Raw genomic sequence first — 26,192 nt, 5'->3', positions numbered from 1 at the left:
GCGCTTGCCGGCTGCAAAGACGACAACCTGTGGATGGACCGCCTCATTGTGAAACATCCCCGCGAAGCTGCAAAAACTGCCGATTCCCGCTCTTGTTCTCGCTAAGATTGTAGAAAAATCAACAAAATGTGTGGGTGACCTGAAATCAATTTTTAAAGGGTTGGCGGTAGGGTGCTGCGGTACAGGGAAAATATTGGATGAAGCCAGATAGCCCGAGCAGGGTCCCTACGGATGTATATCTCTCGTTTGTGAGTTCCCTCTCGGGAAACCGCATGACGCTGCTCGCCGGTGTCATCGTTCACATCGCGACCTGCCTGGCCATTGCCTTCAAGACCGGCACCACCCTCTACCTCTGGCTTGCCGCGGGCTTTCTCCTCGTCTTCTGCGCACGCATGATCATTTTCCGCCAGTTCGACCGCGTCGACAAGCAGACGCTGACGCATGCCGGCATCGAGCATTGGGAGCGGATCCTTGTCGCGGGCGCTGCCTGCACGACGACGCTGCTCGGTATCTGCAGCGGTTATGCGATCTTCATGGTGCACGACAGCTTTTCGGAGCTCGCCAGCATCTCGGTGACGATGGCGACCATGGTCTCGGTCGTCGGGCGCAACTATGGGTCGCGCATGGCTGTCGACCTGCAGACCTTCTCCTGCTGCCTGCCGATGATCATCTGCAGCCTGATGGCGATGGATTTCTATCGCGGCATCCTGTCCATCTTCCTCATTCCCTTCTGGCTCACCACCCGGGCAATGGCCAACGGCGTGCGCGAGTTCCTTTATGAGAACGTCATCGCGCGGCGGGAGATCACCTCGATCGCCGACCGGTTCGACACGGCGCTCAACAACATGCCGCACGGACTCGTCATGGTGGACGCGGAAAACCGTATCCAGGTGGTCAACCGCAAGGCATGCGAACTCCTGAAGATCGGTGCGCCGGACCGGTTGAAGGACCGCGATCTCGGTGCCGTGCTGCGCTATGGCGCGCGCTACAATTTCATGGATTCCTCGCAGCCGGAGCTTATCCTGCGGCAGATGACGCATGTCGCCGAGGGCAAGCTGTCGCGCATGCTCATCCATTTTCCGGAAGACCTGTCGCTCGAGTTCTCCGCCAGCCGCCGCGCCGATGGCGGCGCCGTGCTGATCTTCGAGGACGTGTCGAGCCGCGTGAAGGCCGAGCAGAAGATCCTGCACATGGTGCGCTACGACGCGCTGACGGGCCTGCCGAACCGCGAATATTTCAGCCACCTCGTCCAGGACTACCTGAACAAGCATCCGAAGAAGCGTGGCCCGCTCGGCTTCATGGTTCTCGACATCGACGAGTTCAAGCATGTCAACGACATGCGCGGCCACATCACCGGCGACCGGCTGCTCTGCGCCATTGCCAACCGCATCGAGGAGCGCTCGCGCAAGGCGATCGTCGGCCGCCTGATGGGCGACCAGTTCATCCTGTTCTTCCCGCACGCCAAGGATGCGGAAGCGATGGACGCGGAGATCCGCCGCGTGCATGCCGAGATCCAGGGGAATTACGAGGCCGACGACGTCACCTTCCTGGTGTCGCTCTCGGCCGGTTTCGCCATCCTCGAAAGCGATGCCTTCGCGATGGACGAATGGAGCATCAAGGCGGATCTCGCGCTGTTCGAGAGCAAGTCCAAGGAGCGCGGCGGCATTTCCGGCTTCGAGCGTGAGATGGACGGCCGCTATATCGAAAAGCAGAAGCTGAAGGCGGACCTGCGCGAGGCGGTGGCTGCCGGCGGGCTCAACATTGCCTACCAGCCGATGTTCAAGGCCGACGGCTCGCGCATCGAATGCGCCGAGGCGCTGGCGCGCTGGGTGCATCCGGAGAAGGGGGCCATTCCGCCGGATGTGTTCATCCGCCTTGCCGAGGATATGGGCATCATCTCCGACATCACGCGTTTCATCCTGATGAAGGCCTGCATGGACTGCATGACGTGGCCGGATCACATCGCGGTCTCCGTCAACCTTTCGGCGCGCGACCTGCGCGACAACGACATTCTCGCGGTCGTCTCGCAAGCGCTGAAGAACTCCGGCCTGAGCCCCGATCGGCTGCACCTCGAAATCACCGAGAGCTGCCTGATCGATGAGCCGGCCGCGGTACGCGCGATCCTGGCGGAGCTGCGCAACAGCGGCATCACCATCGCCATCGACGATTTCGGCACCGGCTTCTCCAGCTTGAGCTATCTCGACACGCTGCCGCTCGACATCATCAAGATCGACCGCTCGTTCCTGCGCAATATCGTGGAGGACGGCCGTCGTCTGAAGCTTCTGCGCGGCACGGTCAACCTTGCCCGAGAACTCGGCCTCAAGATCGTCACCGAAGGCGTCGAGACCACCGAGCAGCTGGCCTTGCTCAACAAGTACCGGGCGACCGATCTCGTCCAGGGCTACGTCTTCTCGCCGCCAGTGCCGTCGCAGAACATCGCGCTGCTGCAGGAGGCGATTGGCCGCCGTACGCCGGTGCCGCGCCGCCGCAACAACGTGGCCTGATCCTTCATCTCACCACTTCTGATCGCCGCTGATGCCGTCCGCTTTGCAACCGGGCGGCTTTTAGTCATTCCTTAATGATTGCGGCGCGTTAACCTTAACAACTTAAATACGATTAAATTTATCTTAAAATCTTGCGTTCCGGGCCGTAATCGTATGATTAATAAGCCGTTAACGAACGGACGGACAAAATGTCAGGATCACATTCCAACGTAAGTGATTTCAGCCGCAAGATTCTTGAAGTTCTCGATAATGTCGAATACCGCCGCGTTGAAAGCAACGAGGACCTGGCACAGGTGGAACGCCTGCGCTACAAGGCCTACAAGGCGCACGACGTGCTGGCGCTGGCCCCCAAGGGCCTGCTCGACGACAGCGATTTCGACAGCCATGCCTATGTTTTCGGACTGTACTATTATGGGGAGATGGTCAGCACCGTCCGGATCCATTATGTGACACCCGACCATCGGCTCAGCCAATCGGGCGGGGCGTTCCCCTGGGCGATGGACGCGATGCTCGATGCCGGTCTGACGCTGATCGACCCGGCGCGCTTCGCCGCCGATCCCGAGATGACGGCGGATCTCTCCTGGATCCCGTATCTCACGCTGCGCCCCTCGATCGTCGCCGCGGCCTATTTCCGCGCCAGCCGGGTGCTGCAGTTCTGCCGGCCGCCGCATGCCGCCTTCTACAAGCGCGTCTTCTATGCCGACACCATCGTGCCCGGTCAGCTGGCGAAGAACTACGGCATCGACATGACGCTGATGGCGACCAACGTGATCGAGGTCGGGCGCAAGCTTTTGACGCGCTATCCGTTCTTCATCTCCAGCGCCAGCGAACAGCGGATGATGTTCTCGCGCAACCCGAACGACACGCTGCCGCCGCTGACCATCATTCCGACGGCGCGTTTCGTGCCCGAGGGCCAGTTCGGCACCGATCTGCCGCTCTGAGGCAATCCAACACGATGCATGGGAAAGCCGCGTGGCCGCGGCATTCTCATGCATTGCGCTTTTCCGGGCTTTGTGTAATTCCTCTAGCGGGACATTTGTACGTGGGAGCGTGCGGATGAGAAAGTCATGCGGCCGCATCGTGATGCGGGCCGGGGTTTCAGGGAGATGACAAGCATGGCCGAGTACAATACCGGACCCGCCGAAGTCGGCGCGCCGATGGACTATCCAGCGCACGAGCAGACCTACAACATGTTCCTGGCGGCCGCGAAGTTCGGCACGCTGTTCCTCGTTGCGCTGCTGCTCGGCATGACCGCCGGCTTCTTCGCAGGCGCCGGCCTGCTCGGCGGCATCGTGGTGCTGCTAATCGTCTTCATCGCCGGCCTCGTGCTGCTGCGCTAATCAGCCACCGACATCAGATCGACGTATCGAGAGCAGGGCGGGAATGCGTTTCCCGCCTTTGCGCGTGTATTCGCTTGCCAATTATTGCAACATGCGGTTTCATTCGTCATCGCGGCGGCATCATTCAAGTGCATTCCTTGCAAAGCAACTCGGTTTTGATGGGTGTCACAGATGGCTTTTACACATGGATCGTGAAGTCTCTATCTTCAGTGTCATTGCTGGGTGGGCCTTGAGCGCGCTTGTTTGCGTGGCGTTGCTTGCCGATGCCGGCATCAATCTGTTTGCGCCGCAGATGCTGGCGACCGACATGGCAGCATCGGGCTTCCCGCCCGAACTCGCGACCAAGCTCGGGCTTATCATCCTCGTCTGCGTCGTGCTTTACGCCATTCCGGCAACGGCTGCGCTCGGCGCTGTCATGATAACGGGGTTTCTCGGCGGAGCGATCAGCATTCATTTCCGGCTCGGCGAGATATTCTCGCCGCCGCAGCTGATATGTCTGATGCTTGGCGTGCTGGCGTGGGGTGGTCTCTATCTGCGCGATGCGCGGATCAGGAACATCATTCCTATCCGCCTTTGAGGCTGTGTACGGTCGGGCTTCAGTCGCGCTGCAGCACGCGGCGCGGGGCCGTGAGTTCCCAGCGCAGGCCTTCCGGGCGGAAGTCGACGTGGACGCTGCCGCTGAAGGCGGCGGCGGCGTGGTTCTTGATGACAGTCGTGCCGAAGCCGGAGCGCTCGGGTGTCGTGACAGGCGGGCCGTTTCGCTCGTCCCAGACGACGCGGAGCATCTCTTCGGCGTGATCGTCTTCCTGGATGCTCTGCCAGTAGAGCCGGACGCTGCCCTGGGGGACGGAGAGCGCGCCGTACTTGATCGAGTTGGTGGCGAGCTCATGCAAGGTGAGGCCGAGGTTCTGCACGGCCTCGGGTTTCAGCGTGAAATCGGTGCCCGTCACCTCGATCTGCTGCAGGGCGTGCGGGAAGGCTTCGAGGTGGATGTCGATGACGCGGCGCAGCGACGCGCCGGCCCATTGCTCGCTGGTCAGAAGCTGGATGGAGCGCGCCAACCCCTCGAGGCGATCGGCGACGGCAGCCTGGTATTCCTCGACCGAGCTCGCCTGCCGGGCGATCTGGCGCATCATCGCCTGGGCGAGCGCAAGCAGGTTCTTGGTGCGGTGGACGAGCTCGTTCATGACGAAATGCAGCCGGTCTTCCGTCTGGCTGCGGTCGAAGGAGGCGTTGGAGAGCGCCACGGCCACGCGGTTGGCCTCGATCACGCTGGTCTCGATCGGCGCGACGATGTGGCCTTCGCCCATGCGGTTGGCCATATCGGCGATGGCGCGGATGGTGGTGCGCACCTGGCGGGCAACGATATAGGCGCCGAAGATGGCGACCAGAAACAGCGCGATGCCGCCGATGATCAGGAAGCGCCATGTCGTGAGGATCGAAGCCTGGGCGGTGGCGACCGGTCCCCAGACCACGGCCTTCCACGACCAGCCGGGGATCTGCGCATAGCCGAGCAGAGCCTTGGGCATGATGACGCTGTCTTCGTACACACCGCTCGAATTGATCAGCTGAGGCAGAATGCGCGGATCGAAAGCCTGGCCGAAGGCGAGGTTGGTGGCGCCGGCCGAGGCGACCACATGGCCGCTCTGATCTAGGATAGCGGCCGACCAGTCGGACGACAGGCCCTCCGTCGAGACCATCTTGGCGAGGTCCTTGGCGTTCTGCGTGACGATCAGGGCCGCGACGTCGCCGACATTGACGGGCATGGCGACGTTGTAGACCCACTCGCCGCTGGTGCGGCCCATGAAGACGTCGGAGGCTTCGATGCGGCCGGAGCGCAGGACCGATTCGACCGATGGCATGTTGCCCACCTTGCCGAGCGGCGTGCCGTAATCGACGCGGGTGTTGAGCAGCAGCTGGCCCGATTTGTCCACCGCCAGCACGTAGAGCGTATCAGCGCGCATCGCGGTTTCGGTGCGGTTGTGGAAGGCGGCGAAATCGTCGTGCTCGAGTTCGGGCGAGGTCGAGAGCAGCCGCAGCGTGGTCGCCATGTCCTGCAGCTGGCGGTCGACGGTGCGGGCAAGGGCTGTCGCGTCCTGCGCGGTCTCGCGCTTCAGGATCGAGCGCTGGCTGTCTTCCAGCTGGCCGAGCAGCAGTGCCACCAGCGCGAAAATGGGGAGCGCCACGGCAACAGCCATCGCGATCAGGTAGGTACCGATCGAAGCCTTGGGGAAGAAACGCAGGCTACGCTTCATCGGCACTGGCACCGCCTGACGCGTGAGAAGGCGACCGCGGACACAGGTTTCCAACAGGTAACAGCAGAGACTTCAATCACGATATCCGCCCTCAACGCGCTATCACATTCCCGATAGCCTGCTATCGAACGTGTCGCATGTTAGGGGCAGGGGGGATCGCTTGCAACATACTAAAACATGCCCGAAGGCATTTGTCGGTCACTGCTGCGTGCGCCGTCAGAGGAAGCGGGTCGGCCTGAAGGGCGTGAGCATCGGATCGCTCTCGCCCTGCAAAATCTCGCTGGAGGCGAGCAGGCCAGCCAGTGGCGCCAGCGTCACGCCGGAGTGCATGACGGCGATATAGAGGCCGTCGCAGACATCGCCGATCACAGGGAAACCGTCCTTCGGGGTCGGGCGATAGCCGACGGTGAAGAAGTCCATGGCGAGCGATTGGCTTTCGGCAAGTGCTGCCTTCACCTTGGCGAACAGGGCTTCCGCCGTCGCATGCTGGTCCTCGCCCGGCTGCGCGCCGCCGAAATCGCTGCCGGCGATGATGCGGCCTTCCGATGTCTGGCGCATGTGCAGCTCCGGCGCCATGACGAGGCCGTTCAGCCGTCTTGCATGCGGGCGGGAATGGACGATGAGGCCGGCGGGTGTTTCGATCTGAAGCGTGATGCCGATGCTTGCGGTCAAGGGCGCGGTACCGGCGCCGGATGCGAGCACGACGTGATCGGCCTCCATCACGCCCGCCGACGTCACCACGCCGGAGATACGCTCGCCGGTGCGCAACAGCCCGCGCACGGCGGCGTCGATCACGGTCGCGCCGCGCGTCTTGGCATCGGCGAGCATCATGCGGGCGGCGGCGACAGGCTCGACGGCGCCTTCCTCGGCAACGACCACGGCGTGATCGGGATGATTGGCGAGATGGGGTTCGCGCTTACGGATCGCATCGCCATCGACGCGTTCGATGCCGTAGCCCCAGGCGCCATGCTCGGCGATGAAGGCTTCCAGCCGCTCCGGCGGCAGGTCCCAGGAGAGGCTGCCGCACCATTCGAGCGGCAGGCCTGGCAGCTCGCCGGCCAATTTTTTCCACTCGGCCATCGAGCGGCGGCGGAAGCGATAGTAGAATTCGGGATTGCCCCAGCTGGCGTTGATCCATGAGAAGGAGCAGGGGGTGGCGACGCCGCCATTATCTTCGGCGACGACGGTGACCCTGGCGCCGTCGCGGGCCAGATGCCAGGCGGTGGAGGCGCCGATGATGCCGGCGCCGACGACGATCACATGCGGTTTGGCAGCCATCGTCGTCTTCATCCTTCGCTGATTAGGCTGGATCAGCCGGCGGCGCTGACGCGGGCGAGGCCGTCCTTGGCAGGCTGGTATTTCGGGCTGAGGCCGATGGCGTGGCGATAGGAGCGGGCGGCCTTCTGCTTGTCGCCGCGACGCTCGTAGACCAGCGCCTGGTTGGCCCAGCTCTCGGCGATGTTGCCGTTCAGCTCGATCGCGTGATTGAAGTCGGCGAAGGCGTTGTCGTCGTCGTTGAGCGCGATGTAGGAAATGCCGCGGCCGTTATAGGGCTCCGGCGAGTTCGGGGACAGCGATATCGCCTTGGAGAAATCGTCGATCGCCTTGGCCTGGTCGTTGCGCTTCTGGAAGATCAGGCCGCGATTGTGGTAGGCGCGACCGTCGGTGGTGCCGTTCTGGATCGCCTTGTTGAAATCGTTGAAGGCGGCGTCGTCCTGGCCGGCAGTGCGGTAGACGTTGCCGCGACCGATCAGAGCCACGTCGTAGTTCGGGTTGATCTGCAGCGCCGAATTGTAATCCTGGATCGCCTGCTGCTGCTGGCCCATGTTGCGGTAGACGAGCGCGCGGTTGGCGTAGGCCTGGTAGAACTTCGGATTGATCTGCAGGGCGGTGTTGAAATCGTTCAGCGCCGCGCGGAAATCGCCGCCGCGACCATAGGCGGAGCCGCGAACGTTGTAGCCCTCGGGATCGCGCGGGTTGGCGTTGATGACCGAGGTCAGCGATGCGATGTTTTCCTGCGAGCCCTGGGCCTTGTCGATGCGGATGACGGCATCGGAGGTGCTGTTCGTGGTGCAGCCGGCGAGGCCGAGAGCGGCGACCAGCGCCAGCACGGGCAGGGCGGTCATTTTCGTCGACGAACGCAAGGATCGGGCATTCAACATCGTATCAGCCATGCGGGCTCGTTTTCCCCATTACGGCCGGCCGGTCTTGAGACGGGCAGGCGAAGCAGCAAACAAAAAAGGCGGTGGCGACCAGATCGCCCCCGCCAACATGCATCTGAAAACGTCGAAATAACGACGGGAACGCCTTAGCGTGCAGCAACTCCGCCTTCGCGCTGAAGGCGCTTGCGGGCCAGCTTGCGAACGCGACGAACAGCTTCGGCCTTTTCGCGAGCGCGCTTTTCCGAAGGCTTTTCGTAGTAGTCGCGCATCTTCATTTCGCGGAAAATGCCTTCGCGCTGCATTTTCTTCTTGAGAGCGCGGAGAGCCTGGTCAACATTGTTGTCGCGGACGAGTACCTGCACGAGAATCACGTTCCTTTGGTTCGGTTGATGCCTGGGTCATCCCAATGACAGAGGCAAAAAATGTTCATTCCGCGCGGCAGCGCCTCGCGATTGGTGTGCGGGATAGCAGATCACTTGGCCGAAGTCCATATGGATCAGCGGGTTTCAGCCGAAAAAACCCTGCAATCCAGGCTCGCATTGGCGCAAAAGGTATTTTCCCCCTCGAACCGCGCCACAAGTGCCCCATGCGGCGCCCGAAAGCCCCGTGACGGCAGGGCTTGGCGGCTAATTCCGGTTCGTTCCTTGCATCGGCTGCCGTTTGCACTATAATTGCGCCATCGACTATTGCTTGTGACCTTTGTCAAAGAGCCCAATCGCTCCGTCAGATCTCCTCTCAAAATCGATCATGCCCGGCACGCAATTGCTGGGAAATGCCTCGCATTGGAAGTGATCATTGGTATCGCTGCGAGGATCGGCTTTTTGCCGGTCGCCTCAGGATTTCGATCCTCCGGCGCAGCAGTTCAGACCGTTTCGGGGCCCTGGGTCTCGATTGTTGAAATTGCCGGCGGCGATTTCGGCACCACTTAGCCGGCATCCTCGATGCCAGACACGAAACCGCGACGATTGCCGTCAAGACATCCCGGCCTCGCTTATGGCGCCAAGGGCGGGAAACAGTTTTCGGCTCGTCAAAAACCGGCAATCCGTTGCCGCAAGAAAGGAATACAATTTGCAGGTTCTCGTCAGGGATAACAATGTCGACCAGGCGCTCCGCGTCCTGAAGAAGAAGATGCAGCGCGAAGGTCTCTTCCGCGAATTCAAGGCGCGCAGCGCCTATGAAAAGCCGTCGGAAAAGCGCGTGCGCGAAAAGGCCGAAGCCGTTCGCCGCCAGCGCAAGCTGACCCGCAAGAAGCTGCAGCGCGAAGGCCTGCTTCCTGCACCGAAGAAGGCCGTGCGTCCGGCCCGCTAAAGGCTGGCCCAACGCTTAGATGTAGAGAGCGCAGATGACTTCAGATGATGAATTCTTCAACCAGGCCAAGCTCTCGTCTCGCGATAAGGCTGTCGTGACCGACACGACGGCCCGTGCGATCATTTCAGCCGAGGCCGCGGCTCGCGAATTGAAGACGGAGAAGCTCAAGGCTCTCCGCCTGCAACGCGCTGCCGAGGCCCCGCCTGAGGCCGAACCCGTGAAGAAAAAGCGGGCAACGTCCAAGACCGCGTCCTCCTGATCTCGGAGCGCCCGATCGGGCACGCGTCGTTCCTCCCGACAATCGGTTGACTGTGCACATTGGCATCTGGCCCCTTTGGGTCTGTGTCGCCGATCTGTGTTTATTCCTCTGTTCTAAAATGATCCGGACTTCCCGATAGGCTTACCTACGGTTAAGTGCGATTCAACGTGCGATGGCACTTTTGCGCCGCGTGCTCGTTTTCGAGCATGCTGTACGTTCAAGACATAAAGCGTCTCCTGAGGCGTCGAGATGGAAACTTCGGCATCACCACCGCGCTCGTGCTGCCTATTCTGGTCGGTGTGGCGGGGCTGGCGGTCGATACCGCAAACCTCTCTTTGTCGCAGCGCCAACTGCAGGAAGCGACGGATGCGTCGGCACTTGCCGTCTCGACCGCGCTTATGAAGGGAACCGCCGACGAGACGTCAGGAAAGACGCTGGGGCTTGATTTTCTCTCCGGCCAGGTGGCCAGCATTGCCGGCAGCACGGCTGCGGCGGCCGCCAAGCAAGCGGCCACGGTCTCGATCACGACGACGACCACTTCGTCCGGAAAAAGCTTCGTGGTAGGCGTGGCCGCCTCGATGCCGGTGACGCTGACGCCGCTCAGCGCGCTCATCGCCGGCAACACGAGGACGGTGGCGGCCGCCAGCAAGACCACCAGCGGCACTGGAACGACGAAGAACGGCATCTCGATCGAGGTGCTTCTAGATGCATCGACCTCGATGTCCGAGGATACCACCACGCAGAACGGCACGAAGTGCGCGATCTACCTGCTCGGCATCTGCATCGGCACGCAGCCTGCCTACTATACCAAGATCGACGCGCTGAAGATCGCCGCGGCCAAGCTGTTCGATTCGCTCGACAAGTACGATCCGAATGCGCGCTATGTCCGCAGCGGGGCGATTTCCTACACCAGCAGCATCAAGGGACAATCGCCAATGGCCTGGGGTACGACGAGCGCCCGGGGTCACGTAAGCGGCATAACGATCGAAAAGAACAATGGTACGGACGCCACGGCGGCGATGAAGGCAGCGAATGCCAACATCGCCAAGAACCAATACGGCACCGACACGGAAAGCGTCGAGCAGAAAAAGAGGGACAACACCAATTCCGATCGCATCATCATCTTGATGACCGATGGCGACATGACCGGGGATACCGGCAGTTGGGTCAGCAAGCTCGACCAATCGGTGCGCGACGAGTGCACCAAGGCCAAGGGCGCCGGCATCAAGATTTATACGGTGGCCTTCATGGCGCCGGACAAGGGCAAGGCGCTCTTGAAGTTCTGCGCCTCCACCGACGCGAATTACTACGAGCCGAACACGATGGACGCCTTGACGGCGGCGTTCAGCTCAATCGGCGAGGCGGCTACCAAGGCGATGAGCCGGCTGACGAATTGAGAAACGGAAACGGCTCGCCTCTCTATTTCCGGAGAGGCGAGCCGCGGCAATATCATACTGCTATATAGATCAGAATTCCTGGGCGGTCGGGCGCAGGACGATCTCGTTGATATCGACATCGTCGGGCTGGGCGATGGCATAGGCGATGGCGCGGGCCACCGCGCTTGCCGGAATGGCGATCTTGTAGAAATCGAGCACGGTCGATTGCGCGGTGCCCGTGGTGTTGTGCTTGAGCTCGCTGTCGACGGCGCCGGGCTCGATCGAGGTGACGCGAACCTTGGAGCCGACTTCCTGGCGCAGGCCGTCGGAGATGGCGCGGACGGCGAACTTGGTGCCGGAATAGACGGTACCACCTGGCGCGAAGACCTTGATGCCGGCAACCGAGCTCAGGTTGATGATGTGGCCGCGGCTCTTTTCCAGGAAGAAGGGCAGGGTTGCGGCGATGCCGTAGAGCGTGCCCTTGATGTTGACGTCGATCATCGCGTCCCATTCCTCGGTGTTGACCTCGGCCATCGGACGGATCGGCATGATCCGGCATTGTTGATCAGCACATCCAGCGTGCCGAAATCGGCGATCACGGCGTCGGTGACCTGCTTGACCTGGTTCTTGTCGACGACATCGAGCTGGTAGGCGCGGGCTTCGCCGCCGGCCTTGGTGATTTCGGCGACGACTTCATCGAGCTTGTCCTTGCGACGGGCGGCGATCGCGACGCGGGCGCCGTTGGCTGCCAGATGGCGCGCCGTCTCGGCGCCGAGACCGGTGCTGCCACCGGTGATGAGTACGACTTTGCCCTTGATGTTCTCACTCATGATCGTTCTCCTTGTTTCAGCCAGACTGTGCTGGACTTCGATGAACGGATCATGCACTTCGAATATCTATTTCAGAAATTTATTTGTTTGATCCTAGATATTCATGCTGCATTATAACTGCATGCGATACGACCTCAATCTGCTGCCCGTCTTCGTGACCCTGATGGAAGAGCGAAATGTCACGCGCGCCGCCGATCGCCTGGGCATTACCCAGCCGGCACTCTCCAATGCGTTGTCTAGGCTGCGCGTCGTCATGCGCGATCCGCTGTTCGTGCGCGAGCGCTATGGGATGCAGCCGACGCAGATGGCGCTGGAGCTGGCGCCCGTGATCGCCACCGCGCTGGCGGCGATCGATGGGGCGGTGCTCGGGCAACAGGAGTTCGATCCCGCTGAGGCCGATCTCTCCTTCACCATCGCGCCCAACAGCTATGTCGAATATGTTCTGATGCCCGCCATCGTCGCGAGGCTGCGCGAGACGGCGCCAGGGATCCGGCTTCGGCTGACGCCCTATGGCAACGACCTCATCGAGACCGGTGTCATGTCGGGCACGACGGCGATGGTGCTCGGCCGCATCGTCGAGCCGCCGGACAATCTGGCGGTGCAGCATCTGATGGATGAGGGGCTCGCCTGCGTGGTCAGGGCCGATCATCCCGAGGTCTCCGATAGCCTGTCGAAGGAGCAGTACGAGCGGATGCGGCATGTGAACGTCGTGCCCCATGGCCGCTTGCGCGTCGGGCTGTTTCAGGCGCTGGAGCAGCGCGGGCTACGGCGCGAGGTGGCGGTGTCGGTGACGCATTTCCTCGCCGTGCCGGAGATGATCGCGGTTACCGACTATTGCGCGACGCTGCCGAGGCTGATCTGCCGACACCTGGCGGCCGACCCCAGGCTGAAGATCGTGCCGGCGCCCGTCGATCTCGGCAGCTTCCCCGTCGATCTCGCCTGGCACGTCCGCCACCGCAACGACCCCGCCCACCGCTGGCTGCGCTCGCTGATTGCTGATGTGGCGCGCGAGGTTTCGGAGGTGCGGTGGACGCCGGGAGAGTGAGAGAAGTGGCCGGCTTGAGGGCGCAGACGGCTCTGTGCCGAGATCGACCGCCGTGCCATCAGTCCAGTTCCTGCGCAAGGCCGATCAATAGCCCGCCCGGACCCCTGATGTAGCAGAGCCGATAGGCGTCCTTGTATTGCACCAGCTCGCCTTCGAGCCTGGCGCCGCGTTTGCCTAGCCGTTCGAGCGTGTCGTCTATGTCATCGACGGCGAACATGACGCGGAGATAGCCGAGCGCGTTGACCGGGGCGTCGCGGTGATCGGCGATGATGTCAGGCGAGATGAAGCGGGAGAGTTCGAGGCGGCTGTGGCCATCGGGCGTGCGCATCATGGCGATCTCGACGTGCTGGTCGCCGAGCCCGGTGATGCGTCCGGCCCACTCGCCCTCGACCATGGTACGGCCCTCGAGTTCGAGGCCGAGTTCGCGGAAGAAATCGATCGTCTCGTCGAGGTCGTCGACGACAATGCCGACATTGTCCATGCGCTTGACTGTCATGCGTCCTGCCTCCTTCACGCGAACCGGAGCGCTGATTTCGCGCGCGCCTTGGCGGCCACTTCCTCGCGATCGCGTGGTGGCTGCGAGGTCTCCAGCGTGTCCAGCAGTTCTCTAGCGCAGGCCGCGATCGACTTGACGGCGGCCTCGAAGGCTTTCTCGTTGCGTTTCGACGGCTTGTTGCTGCCGCTCAGCTTGCGCACGAACTGAAGCGCCGCATCATGGATTTCCGCGTCCGTTGCCGGCGGGTCGAAATTGAACAGGGGTTTGATATTCCGGCACATGCCTTGCCTCCCTTTCTCGTCGCACCACCGCTTGGCTGCGGCGGGACTTCATGGGAAAGCTAGGCGAGGGAGTGGCAATTGCAACCGACGGCTTTGCCGATGTCGGGGATCGGAAGGACAGGAGGCGAGGCATGAGGCGCGCGATAACACGCGGGATGCTCCGAGCAACGATCGCGCTTTGCGTCATTGCTGGTTGCGCCATCGCCTGGCAGGTCTTCTCGCGGCGATCCGTGGTGATCGATCTCAAGCCGAACGAATATGTGTTGTCATACACCATGGCCTGGGGGCTGGGCATGGATCAACGACTGACGCTCGAGCGGAAGGGCTGGCCGTGGGCTGTGGGATCGAGCGACTGGATCGAAATCTGGAAGAAACCCTATAATTCCGGGGCCGCCGTCTATGTCAGCGAGACGGACGACACCTACTATATCGGGACCGGTTACAAGCTCATCTTCGTGACGCCGCTGCAGGACACCGTCTTGGCGAGCTGCGACGAGCGCCTCACTCCCAAGCTGACGCCATTTGCGGAGCGGCTTTCGCACCGAGGTTTCGAGCCGATTGACGATAAGATCGACCCCGGGGCGGCTCGCACCCAAAGCTACATTAGTGCCGACGAAGTTGGGGAAGCGACATCTGTTTCGCCGCCGCCCTCACGCTATTACGCAGGCCTCAGATACCTGGGCAGATTTGGCATCATCCATCCCGGCCACACTCGTGCCCCCAACCGGGGGAGCGAGGTCGGATTTGCGCCTGCTGGAAGCGCTCCGGAGCCGCGATTGGCGCTGCAGTCCAGCTGTGGGTGAAGCCGCCGCTTACGGATAGAGATAATACCGCGTCCAGTCCTTGTGGGCGATGATCGCGCCGCGCTTGAAGGAGAAGGCGACGATCGAGAGGTGGTCGGGGCTCGTCGTGCAGGCATAGGACAGGCGGTACCAGTTGCCGTTGCGCCGGAACACCGCGCCATCTGCATCGACATGCACCGCCGTCCGCTTGGGATGCGAGAAGGTGTAGGAGATGACCTTGTCGGCCTGCAGCCGGTCCATCGCTTCGATGTCGCATCGCTGGTCGAGCTGATCGACCGGGGTGAGCTTCTTGATCTGGGCGATCGTTCTGCCATCGAGTGCGAGTGCGTCGGTCGAAAGGGCGCAGATCGCGAAAAGGGCGAGGCCCGTCTTGAGAAGGCCGAGGCCCATCGGGGGTAGTAGCTTTGCCATGCCGCGCGACTAGCACGCGCTTCGAAAGACGATCAAGGTCAGCCGGGCCCCGATCACGACATTGCTATTCAACATGGGTTATTCATTCCCGGTCCGGCGAAAATGTCGCAGCCTGTCTCGCGGCGCATCCCAAGCAATCTTGCGCCGTGTCAAAACAAAAGCCTCCCGGCGTCGCAAAAGAAACGTTGTGCCGCATTTGGATTTGCGATTTGTATGGCCGACGACAGGGGATTTTCCCCGCAAGGAGATCAAGGCGGATGCGCAGATATTCGGTTTTTGCCGTGGCACGTGAGGCTCTCAGGGGGCACAAGGGCTGGGACAAGCAATGGACTTCGCCGGAGCCGCGCGCCGAATACGACGTCATCATCATCGGTGGCGGCGGACATGGCCTGGGCGCGGCCTATTATCTGGCCAAGGAGCACGGCATCACCAATGTCGCGGTGCTCGAAAAGGGCTGGCTCGGCGGCGGCAATACCGGCCGCAACACGACCATCATCCGCTCGAACTATCTCTATGAAGAGAGCATGCATATCTACGAGCATTCGATGAAGCTCTGGGAGAACCTCTCGCAGGATCTCAACTACAATGTCATGTACTCGCCGCGCGGCGTGATGATGCTGTCGCACAATGTGCACGACCAGCAGTCGTTCAAGCGACATATCCATGCCAACCGTCTCTACGGCATCGACAATGAATGGCTGACGCCGGAGCAGGCGAAAGCCTATTGTCCGCCGCTCGATATCTCCGCCAGTGCCCGCTACCCGATCAACGGTGCGGCTCTCCAGCGCCGCGGCGGCACGGCGCGCCACGATGCTGTTGCCTGGGGCTATGCGCGCGCGGCGTCCGATCGCGGCGTTCACATCATCCAGAATTGCGAAGTGACCGGCATCCGCCGAGGCCCTGACGGTCGCGTCACCGGTGTCGAGACATCGCGCGGTTTCATCGGCGCCAAGAAGGTCGGCGTTTCTGCCGCCGGCCACACCACCACGGTCATGAAGATGGCCGATGTGCGCGTGCCGCTGCAATCGAGCCCGCTGCAGGCGCTTGTCTCCGAACCGCTAAAGCCGATCTTCCCCTGCGTGGTCATGTCCAACACGGTGCATGCCTATATCTCGCAGTCCGACAAGGGCGAGCTCGTCATCGGCGCCGGCACCGACCAGTACAATTCCTACAGCCAGACCGGCGGCCTGCAGATCATCACGCATACGCTCGATGCCATCTGCGAGCTCTTCCCGATGTTCCGCCGCGTCAAGATGATGCGCCAGTGGGGCGGGATCGTCGACAACACGCCGGATCGCTCGGCCATTCAGTCGAAGACGCCGGTTCCGGGGCTCTACGTCAACTGCGGCTGGGGCACCGGCGGCTTCAAGGCGACGCCGGGCTCGGCCAATCTCTTCGCGCACCTCATTGCCCGCGACGAGGCGCACAAGTTCAATGCCGGCCTGACGCTGGACCGCTTCCGCACCGGCCGTCTGATCGACGAAGCCGCCGCCGCAGCCGTCGCGCACTGACACGAGGACATCATGCTTCTTATCTATTGCCCATACTGTCAGGAAGAGCGCTCCGAGCTCGAATTTCGCGGCGCCGGCGATGCCCATATCGCCCGCCCGACCAATATCGCCGAGATCTCCGACGAACAGTTCGAGGAGTTCTTCTTCGTGCGCGACAACCCGAAGGGGCTGATCTTCGAACGCTGGCGCCACCAGCACGGATGCGGCCGCTTCTTCAACGCGGCGCGCGACACGATCAGCGACAAGTTCATCATGACGTACAAGGCCGGCGAGCCGAAGCCCGATATCGGTGCTGCGGCCGCGCCCCATGCTCCCGTCGAGACCTATGAGCAGCTCGAAGGAGAAGCGAAATGAGCGCTGCGAACCGTATATCGGGCAAGGGCCGCCTGACGCCCGCCAAGACCGCGCGCTTCACCTTCGACGGCAAGACCTATACCGCGCTCGAGGGCGACACCGTCGCCTCGGCGCTGATTGCCAACAACATCCATCTGGTCGGCCGCTCGTTCAAGTATCACCGCCCGCGCGGCATTTTGTCGGCCGGCGCCGAGGAGCCGAACGCGCTGATCGACGTGTCGCGCGACGCTGCCCGCAAGCAGCCGAACGTGCGCGCCACGGTGCAGGAAGTGTTCGACGGGATGATCGTCGAATCGCAGAACCGCTTCCCGTCGCTTTCCTTCGATATCGGCGGCATCAACAACCTGCTCTCGCCCTTCTTCGCGGCCGGTTTCTACTACAAGACCTTCATGTGGCCGAAGGCCGCCTGGAAGAGCCTCTATGAGCCGATCATCCGCCGCGCGGCCGGCCTCGGCGTTGCGCCGAAGGAAGCCGATCCGGATCACTATGCCGGCCGTTACGCGCATTGCGACGTGCTCGTCGTCGGCGCCGGCGTTGCTGGTCTTTCGGCGGCACTGGCCGCGGCGCAGACCGGCGCCAAGGTCATCCTCTGCGACGAGCAGGCCGATGTCGGCGGCGCGCTGCGCTACGATAGCGGTGTGACGATCGACGGCCTTTCCGGCTACGAGTGGGCGCAGAAGACGGTTGCGGCTCTGAAGGCAATGGACAATGTGCAGGTTCTGACCCGCACCACCGCTTTCGGCTATTACAACCATAATTTCGTCGGCCTTGCCGAGCGCGTGACCGACCATGTCGCCAACCCCAGCCGCCATCTGCCGCGCGAGCGTCTGTGGCAGCTGCGCGCCAAGCGCGTTATCCTCGCCAACGGCGCCATCGAGCGCCACATGGTGTTCCCGAACAACGACCGTCCGGGCATCATGCTGGCATCCGCCGCGCGCATGTATCTCAACCAGTACGGCGTTACCGTCGGCCAGAAGGTCGGCGTCTATACGGCGCACGACTCGGCCTATGAGGCGGCCTTCGACCTGAAGCGCGCAGGCGTCGAGATCGCGGCGATCGTCGATTGCAGGCAGACGCCGGGTGCTGCGGTTCTGGCCGAGGCCCGTTCGCTCGGCATCGATGTTCTCTCTGGCCAGTCGGTCGTCAACACCTCAGGCAAGCTGCGCATCTCGTCGATGACGGTCGCCCGCAACGGCGGCGGCTCGCCGCGCAAGATCGCGGTCGATGCGCTGCTCGTTTCGGCCGGCTGGACGCCATCCGTGCATCTGTTCTCGCAGTCGCGCGGCAAGGTGAAGTTCGAGCCGGAAACGCAGCGCTTCCTGCCCGGCACCTATGCCCAGGATTGCCTCTCCGTCGGCGCCTGCAACGGCACCGACGACCTGCAGCGCACGATCGAGGAATCACTGGCCGCCGGCGAGCTGATGGCGCAGGCCGCCGGCAAGGCGTCCGCTGGCAAGATCAGCATCTCCGCCGAGCAGGCACATCAGTGGACCGGTGGGATGATCGGTGCGGCGGAAGGGGCGGGTCCGGAGACCAGCGCCAAGGCCTTCATCGATTTCCAGCACGACGTCTGCGCCAAGGATATCCGCCTTGCCGTGCGCGAGGGGATGCACTCGATCGAGCACATCAAGCGCTTCACCACCAACGGCATGGCGTCCGACCAGGGCAAGCTCTCCAACATGCACGGTCTGGCGATTGCCGCCGAGATGCTGGGCAAGGAGATCCCGCAGGTCGGTCTCACCACCTTCCGCGCGCCCTACACGCCGGTGACCTACGGCACGCTGATCGCGCATTCGCGTGGCGAGCTGTTCGATCCGACGCGCAAGACGCCGCTGCACCAGTGGGAAGAAGCCCAGGGCGCGGTATTCGAGGATGTCGGCAACTGGAAGCGTGCGTGGTTCTACCCGCGCGCCGGCGAAACCATGCACCAGGCGGTGGCGCGCGAATGCAAGACGGCGCGCGATGTGGCCGGCGTGTTCGATGCCTCGACGCTCGGCAAAATCGAGGTCGTCGGTCCCGATGCCGCCGAGTTCATGAACCTGATGTACACCAACGCCTGGGACACGCTGAAGCCTGGCAAGTGCCGCTACGGCATCATGACCCGCGACGACGGCTTTGTTTATGACGACGGCGTCGTCGGGCGCCTGGCCGACGATCGCTTCCACGTGACGACAACGACGGGCGGCGCGCCGCGCGTGTTGAACCACATGGAAGACTATCTGCAGACCGAATTCCCGCATCTGAAGGTGTGGCTGACGTCTGTGACCGAGCAGTGGGCCGTTATCGCCGTGCAGGGTCCGAAGGCGCGCGAGATCATCGCGCCGCTGGTGGAAGGCGTCGATATCTCCAACGAGGCCTTCCCGCATATGAGCGTTGCCGAGTGCACGGTCATGGGCGTTCCGGCGCGCCTCTTCCGCGTGTCGTTCACCGGCGAAACCGGCTTCGAAATCAACGTGCCGGCAGATTACGGCCAGTCGGTTCTCGAAGCCGTCTGGGCGAACGCCGAGCCGCTCGGCGCCTGTGTCTACGGCACGGAGACGATGCACGTTCTTCGCGCCGAGAAGGGCTACATCATCGTCGGCCAGGACACGGATGGCACCGTGACGCCTGAGGATGCCGGCCTCAACTGGGCGGTGTCCAAGAAGAAGACCGACTTCGTCGGCATACGCGGCCTGAAGCGGCCGGATCTCGTCAAGGAAGGCCGCAAGCAGCTGGTCGGCCTCGTCACCAAGGATCCGACGTTGGTTCTCGAAGAGGGCGCGCAGGTCGTCGCCAACCCGAACGAGCCGAAGCCGATGACGATGCTGGGTCACGTGACCTCGTCCTACTGGTCGGAGAACCTCGGCAAGTCGATCGCGTTCGCGCTGGTCGCCGGCGGCCGCAAGCGCATGGGCGAGACGCTCTACGTGCCGATGCCCGACAAGACGATCGCGGTCGAGGTGACGGATATGGTGTTCTTTGACAAGGAAGGAGGCCGCATCAATGGCTGATACGGCAGTTCGCACATCCGTTCTCACGGGCAAGCAGGGCGGCTCCGCCAGCGTACGGCTGACACCCGCACCATTCGCCACGCGCGTTGCGCTGCGCGCTCCGACTGAAGCGCTTTCGGCGCTCTCGTCGGCGCTCGGCGTCACCGTTCCTGACGCACCGAAGACCTCGGGCCGCAAGGGCGGCCGCGCCGCACTCTGGCTCGGGCCGGACGAATGGCTGGTCATCGACGAGAGCGGCGCCGACATGATGGGCGCGCTGAAGGACGTGGGCGTCGTGCATTCGGCGACCGACGTCTCCCACCGCAACGTCGCGATCATCGTCTCCGGCCCGGGCGCCGAGACCACGATCTCCACGGGCTGCCCGCAGGACCTTTCGCTCGAAGCCTTCCCCGTCGGCGCCTGCTCGCGCACCCTGTTCGGCAAGGCCGAGATCGTTCTCTTCCGCACCGAGGAGGATACGTTCCGGGTGGAATGCTGGCGCTCCTTCGCGGACTTCGTCTTCGGCCTGCTCGCCGAGGGCGCCGAGGATGCGGGGCACTGAGCTTCGCCGTGTTATGATTATGAGATCGGGGACGGTGCCAGCGCGCCGTCCCTGACTTGGTTTTGGCTATGCCCAAGGCCCTGACGGTCGACGCCAACAGCATCAGCAATTTATAACGTCGACGTAGCCAGTTGATGCCATCGCCAGCATCACCTTGTCGCGTGAGACGATCGGCATCCTTCTCACCCGCGCCGTCGCTATCAGATAGCAATCGCCGGGGTCCTTGTGTCCCGTGGTCATGACCACATCCGCCGCCTCTATCGCAATTTTCTGGTTAATTGAAACCACCCTTGCAGTGGTTTCACGAACGGCGTCTCGAAACCAGTTGGCAATGCCGACGCCGCCTATGTCAGGCGCATTGTTTGGCTTCCGAACTGCAAGCGAGAGCTCCCAAGCCGTGATCGGCGAGACGTAGAGGCTGCGAGCCTCTTGGCCTTTGCCAATCGCGACGAGAGCTTCATCGGAGAGGGGTTGATTTCCGCTGACCAGCCAGTAGAGCGCGTGCGTGTCGAGCAGAACTCCCTGCAATATTGTCGGCCTCTACTTTCGCCGATCTTTCAAGGCTTGCGATGAGATCGGCTTGGTCAGATCGACGTCCTTGCGAATCTTCAGGTCGCTATCCTTCAAAGCGCCGGCACCACGCACAATGACGGTTTTCCCGGTCTTTGCGTCGCGAACCATAACAGCCGATTGTGCCGAGGATTTTGCCATGTGATCAGTATAGTCGATCCGCGTGGGGAAGGCGACGCCAACTTTTGGGTGTGTTTTTATCACGTGCTCGCCACGGCTGACCTACTTGCCCGGCTCCGTGTGGTGACGCTTGATGTCCCACATGTGCAGGCGCATGGCGATGTAGCCGAGTACGATAACGACTGCCGGTGTGACGACAAAAGCAAATACCCAATCGCTCATTGATCGATCCCATTCAGAACGAGTCTTATCAAGATACGACTACTCGCCCGGCTGATCGCGATGCTTGCGCCACTCGCGCTCGTGCCAAAGAACCGCCGCATAGGCGAGGATGGCGATAATGGCCGGGAGGCCGAATGATACGAACAATAAGGCACCAGTATTCATGGTCTGAGCCCCTTCAGCGTTCTTCTCGCCAGAGAATGTAATATCGCGGCAAGCAAAAGCCAACCTGCGAAGTAGCTGGCAAGCCACCAGCTGTATATCTGGACGAAGTTGCCGATCCCGTAGAGCGCGCCGGCGATCGGCGTGACGATGCCGACGGTGAAGCAGGCCGTCGAGGCGCGGTCCAGGGCATTGGCGAAAAGCTTTGCTGCTCATTATATGCCAAGCTCATCGCCGCCCTCCTGGCGTTATCGTAGCCCCCGCCTACACGTCTTCCCGCCTAATGGTCCTCCGGCCGATCCTTCGGGTCGAACTGGATGATCGTCGTCCAGCGTGCCGTCAGCGCCGGCTTGCGTTCGTTTTCGATCTCGATGGTGACGTCGTAGGTGGTCATCAGCATGCCGCCGCCGCGAAAGCGGGCTTCGGCGAGGATGAAGCGGCCGCGGATGCGGGCGCCGGATTTGACCGGGGCGACGAAGCGGACGGTGTCGAAGCCGTAGTTGATGCCCATGGTCTGTTCGCGCACCTTGGGCAGGCAATTGTAGTTCATCGCAGACAGCAGCGAGAGCGTCAGGAAACCATGGGCGATCGTGCCGCCAAAGGGGCTGTCGGCGGCGCGGGCCGGATCGACATGGATGAACTGGTGGTCGTGGGTGGCGTCGGCGAAGGCGTTGATCATCGTCTGATCGACGACGATCCAGTCCGAAAGGCCGGTTTCCGTGCCGACCAGCCCGCGAACGTCAGCGAGCGATATTTCCTTGACCATCAATTCCTCTTGAAAAAAAGCTGCTTCGAAAAGACTTACAATGGCTTCGTGACGATTACGATAAGGATATTAATGCAACTTACGGGCGCGTCAATTTCCCAGGAAGAAAGAAACGGATCGGGCCGGTACGCGCGCCTGTTTCTGAGCCGCGGAGCTTTCATCCTCATCGACCCGGTGCCATGTCGCATCGGCGGGCAGCGAAAACGTCTGTTCGGATTGTGAGCGGTTGAAGAGCACCGCCAGCCTGACCTGTTTGCCGGTGTTTGCGTCCTCGCTTTGGAGGATCATGCCGAGCGTGGCGAAGTCAGGCGTTTCCCAATCCGATACGCTCATCGGCTGGCCTGAGGGCGCGATCCAACTCACGTCGCCGTCGCCCTTGAAGAAAGCGAATTGCGAGAAGACGCCGAAGCGCTTGCGTAGCTTTGAGACGAAGGCGGTGTGGGCGATCAGATCTTCGTCGAGCGAGGCCCAGTCGACCCAGGTGATGGCGTTGTCTTGACAGTATGCGTTGTTGTTGCCGCGTTGGCTGCGTCCGCCTTCGTCGCCTGCCGTCAGCATCACCGTGCCGCGCGTCGCAAAGAGCGTGGAGATGAGCGCCTTCAGGTCGGCGCGGCGCCGCGCGATGATTGCGGGGTCGTCAGTCTCGCCCTCAGTGCCGTTGTTCCAGGAGTGGTTCTCGTTGTGGCCGTCGCGGTTGTCCTCGCCGTTGGCTTCGTTGTGCTTGCCGGCGTAGGAGACAAGGTCGTTTAGCGTGAAGCCGTCATGGGCGGCGAGGAAGTTGACACTGCGGGTGGCGGTGGCGTTGTTGCGGGCGAAGATGTCGGAGGAGCCTGATAATGCCGAGGCCAGAGCGCCGGTCTTGTAGTGGTCGCCGCGCCAGTAGCATCTGAGGTCGTCGCGGGCGCGGTCGTTCCATTCGAGGAAGGGGGTGGGGAAGTTGCCGAGCTGGTAGCCGCCGGGGCCGATGTCCCAGGGTTCGGCGATCATGATGCGGTCGGCGAGAACCTCGTCCTCCAGCATCGCCTTCAGCGTTTCGCCGTGTGCCTCGAAGCCTGACGCGGTGCGGCCGATGATCGGCGCGAGGTCGAAACGGAAGCCGTCTATGCCGGCGTTAGCCACGAAATGGCGGAGCGTGTCGACGATCAGCTGGCGGACATAGGGGTGGTCGCAGGCCACCGTGTTGCCGGTGCCGGTGTCGTTGACCAGCGTGCCGGGTTGGCCGGGGACGTGGCGCAGCATCGCGCGGTTGTCGAGGCCGCGCATGGAGAGCGTCGGGCCGAAGCGATCGCTCTCGCCGGTGTGGTTGAAGACGAGGTCGAGGATGACGCCGATGCCTTCAGCGTGGAGTTTGGCGACGGTGTCGCGCAGCTCTGCCATGCCGCCGGGGGCAAGGCGCGGGTCGAGCGCCATGAAGGCGATTGGGTTATAGCCCCAGCCGTTGGTGAGGCCGAGCGGGGGAAGGTGGCGCTCGTCGATCCAGGCGGTGATGGGCATCAGCTCGATGGCGTCGACGCCGATGCGCTTGAGGTGGGCGATGATCGAGGGGTGGGCGAGGGCCGCGATGGTGCCGCGCTGGGCTTCCGGCACATCCGGGTGCAGCATGGTGAAGGGGCGGACGGCAACCTCGTAGATGAAGCCGCCGGGGCGGAAGACGGGGGGCGCGGGATCTACCGTGACGTCGCGGGTGACGATCGCGCGGGGAACGAGGTGTTGCGTGTCGGCGCCGAATTTCGAGAGCAGCGGGTCGTAGCGGAAGGGGCGGTCGAGCTCTCGAGCGTAGGGGTCGACCAGGAGTTTGGCGGGGTCGAACCAGAGGCCGTCGTCGGGGGCGTAGGTGCCTTCGGCGCGGTAGCCGTAGCGGGCGCCGGGGGCGATGCCTTCGACGAAGAGATGGTGGAGGTCGTCTTCGCCTCGCGTCATCGGCAGTCGGTCGGTCTCGCGGCCGGTCTGGTCGAAGAGGCAGAGGTGGAGCTTCGTGGCCTCGCTTGAGCGGACGACGAAGGTGGCGCCTGTGGCGGTGAGGGTTACGCCGGAAGCGAAGGGCATGGGGTGCTAGGTCCTTGTTCCGGGGGGATGTTTGATGGGGTTGGGTTGGTGCCGTGTGGCCCCCTCATCCGACCCTTCGGGCCACCTTCTCCCCGTGGGGGAGAAGGGAAGGTCGAGCGAGCGGCCCGCCCCGAGTCTCTTCTCCCCAACGGGGAGAAGGTGGCGGCAGCCGGATGAGGGGGCCGCACGCGCCGAGGCCTCGGCTATCTCAGGTAATCACCGAAGGGGCGTCGCGGCCGGTGCGGGACTTGATGTCGGCGATGGTTTCGGCGGCGGCGATGAGGTCGGCCAGCGCTTCCTGGGTCTCGATGTTGTGGCGGCTGGAATCGGGCTCGTAGCGCTCGATGTAGACGCGCAGCGTGGCGCCCGAGGTGCCGGTGCCAGAGAGGCGGAAGACCACGCGGGAGCCGCCTTCGAACATGATGCGGATGCCCTGGTGTTCGCTCACCGACTTGTCGACCGGATCGTGATAGGCGAAGTCGTCGGCCTTTTCGACCTTCAGCGGGCCGAAGGTCTTGCCGGGAAGGCTGGAAAGCTGGGCGCGGAGATTGTCCACCAGGCCGTTGGCGGCTTCGGTGTCGACGCCTTCATAGTCGTGGCGCGAATAGTAGTTGCGGCCGTAGGTCTGCCAGTGCTGGGTGACGATGTCCTGAACGCTCTCGCCGCGCACGGCCAGGATGTTCAGCCACATCAGGACCGCCCAGAGGCCGTCCTTTTCGCGTACGTGGTTGGAGCCGGTGCCCGCACTTTCCTCGCCACAGATCGTCGCCATGTTGGCGTCGAGCAGGTTGCCGAAGAACTTCCAGCCGGTCGGCGTTTCATACATGCCGATCCCACGCTTTTCGGCGACGCGGTCGGCGGCACCCGAGGTCGGCATGGAGCGCGCGATGCCGGTGAGGCCGCCGGAATAGCCGGGGGCGAGATTGGCGTTGGCGGCGATGATCGCCAGGCTGTCTGATGGCGTCACGAAGATGCCACGGCCGATGATCAGGTTGCGGTCGCCGTCACCGTCGGATGCCGCGCCGAAATCAGGGGCGTCGTCGCCCATCATCTCGTCGTAGAGTTCCTTGCAGTGAACGGGGTTCGGGTCCGGATGGTGGCCGCCGAAATCGGGAAGCGGCATGAAGTTGCGGACCGAGCCGGACGGGGCGCCGAGGCGGTTTTCGAAGATTTCCTTGGCGTAGGGGCCGGTGACGGCGCTCATCGCATCGAAGGCGATGCGGAAGCCGAGGCTGATGAGGTTGCGGATGGCGCCGAAGTCGAACAGCTCTTCCATCAGCGCCGTGTAGTCCTCGACGGAGTCCAGAACCGAAAGCAGCATGCCGCCGGGCAGCTCGTCCTTGCCGATGCGGTCGAGATTGACGTCGGGGAAGTCGGCGATCTTGTAGGTGTCGATCACCTTGGTGCGTGCATAAATCGCGTCGGTGATCTTTTCGGGCGCCGGGCCACCATTGCTGATGTTGTACTTGATGCCGAAGTCTTCGGTCGGGCCGCCGGGATTGTGGCTGGCGGACAGAATGATGCCGCCGAAGGCCTTGTACTTGCGGATCACATGCGAGGCGGCCGGCGTCGAGAGGATGCCGCCCTTGCCGACGATGACCTTGCCGAAGCCATTGGCGGCGGCCATCTTGATCGCCTTCTGGATGACTTCCTTGTTATAGTAGCGTCCGTCGCCGCCGATGACGAGGGTCTTGCCCTGAAATCCTTCCAGCGAATCGAAAATCGACTGGATGAAGTTTTCCGCGTAGTTCGGCTGCTGGAATACCGGGACCTTTTTACGCAGTCCCGACGTGCCGGGCTTCTGATCCTGATAGGGGGTGGTGGATACGGACTTGTTCAT

Annotated in this window: 26 protein-coding genes and 1 pseudogene; 14 read left to right on the top strand and 13 right to left on the bottom strand. The window is 62.7% G+C overall.

Going from position 1 to position 26,192, the window contains the following annotated elements; all coding sequences use genetic code 11:
* Positions 1 to 197 precede the first annotated feature (197 nt).
* The 4 genes from J5286_RS19040 to J5286_RS19025 all read left to right on the top strand — a co-directional run bounded on the left by J5286_RS19040 (position 198) and on the right by J5286_RS19025 (position 4,421).
* The gene (locus J5286_RS19040) at positions 198 to 2,504 is read left to right on the top strand and encodes a putative bifunctional diguanylate cyclase/phosphodiesterase (RefSeq protein ID WP_112942840.1); all 2,307 of its coding nucleotides are present in this window, start codon (positions 198 to 200) and stop codon (positions 2,502 to 2,504) included.
* 188 nt (positions 2,505 to 2,692) lie between these two features.
* Positions 2,693 to 3,445, top strand: coding sequence for an N-acyl amino acid synthase FeeM domain-containing protein (locus tag J5286_RS19035; protein ID WP_112823385.1), 753 nt, complete (start codon positions 2,693 to 2,695; stop codon positions 3,443 to 3,445).
* A 174-nt stretch (positions 3,446 to 3,619) separates the two neighbouring features.
* On the top strand, positions 3,620 to 3,844 hold the full coding sequence (locus J5286_RS19030) for an aa3-type cytochrome c oxidase subunit IV (RefSeq protein WP_209191705.1): 225 nt from the start codon (positions 3,620 to 3,622) through the stop codon (positions 3,842 to 3,844).
* A gap of 229 nt (positions 3,845 to 4,073) precedes the next feature.
* Positions 4,074 to 4,421, top strand: coding sequence for a DoxX family protein (locus J5286_RS19025; protein WP_348529275.1), 348 nt, complete (start codon positions 4,074 to 4,076; stop codon positions 4,419 to 4,421).
* A gap of 19 nt (positions 4,422 to 4,440) precedes the next feature.
* Here J5286_RS19025 and J5286_RS19020 read toward each other — a convergent pair whose 3' ends face one another.
* The 4 genes from J5286_RS19020 to rpsU (J5286_RS19005) form a co-directional block, all read right to left on the bottom strand.
* The gene (locus J5286_RS19020; protein WP_209191703.1) at positions 4,441 to 6,099 is read right to left on the bottom strand and encodes a sensor histidine kinase; all 1,659 of its coding nucleotides are present in this window, start codon (positions 6,097 to 6,099) and stop codon (positions 4,441 to 4,443) included.
* 216 nt (positions 6,100 to 6,315) lie between these two features.
* On the bottom strand, positions 6,316 to 7,377 hold the full coding sequence (locus J5286_RS19015) for an NAD(P)/FAD-dependent oxidoreductase (protein WP_209191702.1): 1,062 nt from the start codon (positions 7,375 to 7,377) through the stop codon (positions 6,316 to 6,318).
* A gap of 32 nt (positions 7,378 to 7,409) precedes the next feature.
* Positions 7,410 to 8,273 (bottom strand): tetratricopeptide repeat protein, encoded by an 864-nt coding sequence (locus tag J5286_RS19010; RefSeq protein ID WP_018899828.1) that lies wholly within the window; start codon positions 8,271 to 8,273, stop codon positions 7,410 to 7,412.
* A 134-nt stretch (positions 8,274 to 8,407) separates the two neighbouring features.
* Complete coding sequence (gene rpsU, locus J5286_RS19005; RefSeq protein WP_018899827.1) at positions 8,408 to 8,623, bottom strand: 30S ribosomal protein S21; 216 nt, start codon at positions 8,621 to 8,623, stop codon at positions 8,408 to 8,410.
* A 420-nt stretch (positions 8,624 to 9,043) separates the two neighbouring features.
* Here rpsU (J5286_RS19005) and J5286_RS19000 point away from each other — a divergent pair, with 420 nt between their 5' ends.
* The 4 genes from J5286_RS19000 to J5286_RS18985 all read left to right on the top strand — a co-directional run bounded on the left by J5286_RS19000 (position 9,044) and on the right by J5286_RS18985 (position 11,225).
* Complete coding sequence (locus J5286_RS19000) at positions 9,044 to 9,190, top strand: hypothetical protein (RefSeq protein ID WP_018899826.1); 147 nt, start codon at positions 9,044 to 9,046, stop codon at positions 9,188 to 9,190.
* A gap of 139 nt (positions 9,191 to 9,329) precedes the next feature.
* Positions 9,330 to 9,569: a 30S ribosomal protein S21 gene (gene rpsU, locus J5286_RS18995; protein WP_018899825.1), complete on the top strand. Its 240-nt coding sequence runs from the start codon at positions 9,330 to 9,332 to the stop codon at positions 9,567 to 9,569.
* 34 nt (positions 9,570 to 9,603) lie between these two features.
* Positions 9,604 to 9,828: a hypothetical protein gene (locus tag J5286_RS18990; protein WP_047509628.1), complete on the top strand. Its 225-nt coding sequence runs from the start codon at positions 9,604 to 9,606 to the stop codon at positions 9,826 to 9,828.
* Positions 9,829 to 10,034: 206 nt separating this feature from the next.
* Entirely contained in the window at positions 10,035 to 11,225 is a 1,191-nt protein-coding gene (locus J5286_RS18985; RefSeq protein WP_209191701.1) for a vWA domain-containing protein, read from the top strand.
* Between the two features lie 69 nt (positions 11,226 to 11,294).
* Here J5286_RS18985 and J5286_RS18980 read toward each other — a convergent pair.
* A pseudogene (locus J5286_RS18980) lies at positions 11,295 to 12,034 on the bottom strand (SDR family oxidoreductase).
* A 121-nt stretch (positions 12,035 to 12,155) separates the two neighbouring features.
* On the opposite strand from J5286_RS18980, the gene J5286_RS18975 reads away from it, so the two are divergent.
* A complete protein-coding gene (locus J5286_RS18975) occupies positions 12,156 to 13,079 on the top strand; it encodes a LysR family transcriptional regulator (protein WP_209191730.1) in 924 nt (307 codons plus the stop codon).
* 58 nt (positions 13,080 to 13,137) lie between these two features.
* On the opposite strand, the gene J5286_RS18970 is transcribed toward J5286_RS18975, so the two are convergent.
* Together J5286_RS18970 and J5286_RS18965 are read right to left on the bottom strand one after the other, a co-directional pair.
* Positions 13,138 to 13,575 (bottom strand): VOC family protein, encoded by a 438-nt coding sequence (locus J5286_RS18970; protein ID WP_209191700.1) that lies wholly within the window; start codon positions 13,573 to 13,575, stop codon positions 13,138 to 13,140.
* A 14-nt stretch (positions 13,576 to 13,589) separates the two neighbouring features.
* Complete coding sequence (locus J5286_RS18965; protein ID WP_209191699.1) at positions 13,590 to 13,856, bottom strand: DUF2277 domain-containing protein; 267 nt, start codon at positions 13,854 to 13,856, stop codon at positions 13,590 to 13,592.
* 131 nt (positions 13,857 to 13,987) lie between these two features.
* Between J5286_RS18965 and J5286_RS18960 the strand changes: the two genes are divergently transcribed.
* Entirely contained in the window at positions 13,988 to 14,659 is a 672-nt protein-coding gene (locus J5286_RS18960) for a hypothetical protein (RefSeq protein WP_209191698.1), read from the top strand.
* Between the two features lie 9 nt (positions 14,660 to 14,668).
* Here the strand turns inward: J5286_RS18960 and J5286_RS18955 are convergent, their stop codons facing one another.
* Positions 14,669 to 15,070, bottom strand: a complete 402-nt coding sequence (locus J5286_RS18955; RefSeq protein WP_209191697.1) for a DUF930 domain-containing protein — start codon at positions 15,068 to 15,070, stop codon at positions 14,669 to 14,671.
* Positions 15,071 to 15,327: 257 nt separating this feature from the next.
* Here J5286_RS18955 and J5286_RS18950 point away from each other — a divergent pair, with 257 nt between their 5' ends.
* Genes J5286_RS18950 through J5286_RS18935 form a run of 4 tightly spaced genes read left to right on the top strand, consistent with a single transcriptional unit; the run spans position 15,328 to position 20,466 of the window.
* The gene (locus J5286_RS18950; protein WP_016557052.1) at positions 15,328 to 16,581 is read left to right on the top strand and encodes a sarcosine oxidase subunit beta family protein; all 1,254 of its coding nucleotides are present in this window, start codon (positions 15,328 to 15,330) and stop codon (positions 16,579 to 16,581) included.
* Between the two features lie 12 nt (positions 16,582 to 16,593).
* Positions 16,594 to 16,935, top strand: coding sequence for a sarcosine oxidase subunit delta (locus J5286_RS18945; protein ID WP_209191696.1), 342 nt, complete (start codon positions 16,594 to 16,596; stop codon positions 16,933 to 16,935).
* Entirely contained in the window at positions 16,932 to 19,925 is a 2,994-nt protein-coding gene (locus J5286_RS18940; protein WP_209191695.1) for a sarcosine oxidase subunit alpha, read from the top strand. Before J5286_RS18945 ends, J5286_RS18940 begins: the two co-directional genes overlap by 4 nt.
* Entirely contained in the window at positions 19,918 to 20,466 is a 549-nt protein-coding gene (locus J5286_RS18935; protein WP_209191694.1) for a sarcosine oxidase subunit gamma, read from the top strand. Before J5286_RS18940 ends, J5286_RS18935 begins: the two co-directional genes overlap by 8 nt.
* A gap of 102 nt (positions 20,467 to 20,568) precedes the next feature.
* Here J5286_RS18935 and J5286_RS18930 read toward each other — a convergent pair whose 3' ends face one another.
* From J5286_RS18930 to J5286_RS18915, 5 genes are all read right to left on the bottom strand, one after another.
* Positions 20,569 to 20,994, bottom strand: a complete 426-nt coding sequence (locus J5286_RS18930) for a type II toxin-antitoxin system VapC family toxin (protein ID WP_209191693.1) — start codon at positions 20,992 to 20,994, stop codon at positions 20,569 to 20,571.
* Between the two features lie 423 nt (positions 20,995 to 21,417).
* Complete coding sequence (locus J5286_RS31560) at positions 21,418 to 21,543, bottom strand: hypothetical protein (protein WP_280638487.1); 126 nt, start codon at positions 21,541 to 21,543, stop codon at positions 21,418 to 21,420.
* 277 nt (positions 21,544 to 21,820) lie between these two features.
* Complete coding sequence (locus tag J5286_RS18925) at positions 21,821 to 22,306, bottom strand: MaoC family dehydratase (RefSeq protein ID WP_209191692.1); 486 nt, start codon at positions 22,304 to 22,306, stop codon at positions 21,821 to 21,823.
* Between the two features lie 90 nt (positions 22,307 to 22,396).
* Entirely contained in the window at positions 22,397 to 24,352 is a 1,956-nt protein-coding gene (gene glgX / locus J5286_RS18920) for a glycogen debranching protein GlgX (protein WP_209191691.1), read from the bottom strand.
* A 208-nt stretch (positions 24,353 to 24,560) separates the two neighbouring features.
* Positions 24,561 to 26,192, bottom strand: a complete 1,632-nt coding sequence (locus tag J5286_RS18915; protein ID WP_111563428.1) for an alpha-D-glucose phosphate-specific phosphoglucomutase — start codon at positions 26,190 to 26,192, stop codon at positions 24,561 to 24,563.

The sequence above is a fragment of the Rhizobium sp. 16-488-2b genome (assembly GCF_017741815.1).
In the GTDB taxonomy this organism is placed as follows: domain Bacteria; phylum Pseudomonadota; class Alphaproteobacteria; order Rhizobiales; family Rhizobiaceae; genus Rhizobium.
The sequence above is the reverse complement of the archived record's forward strand: the minus strand, read 5'-3'. Positions and strand labels throughout refer to the sequence as shown.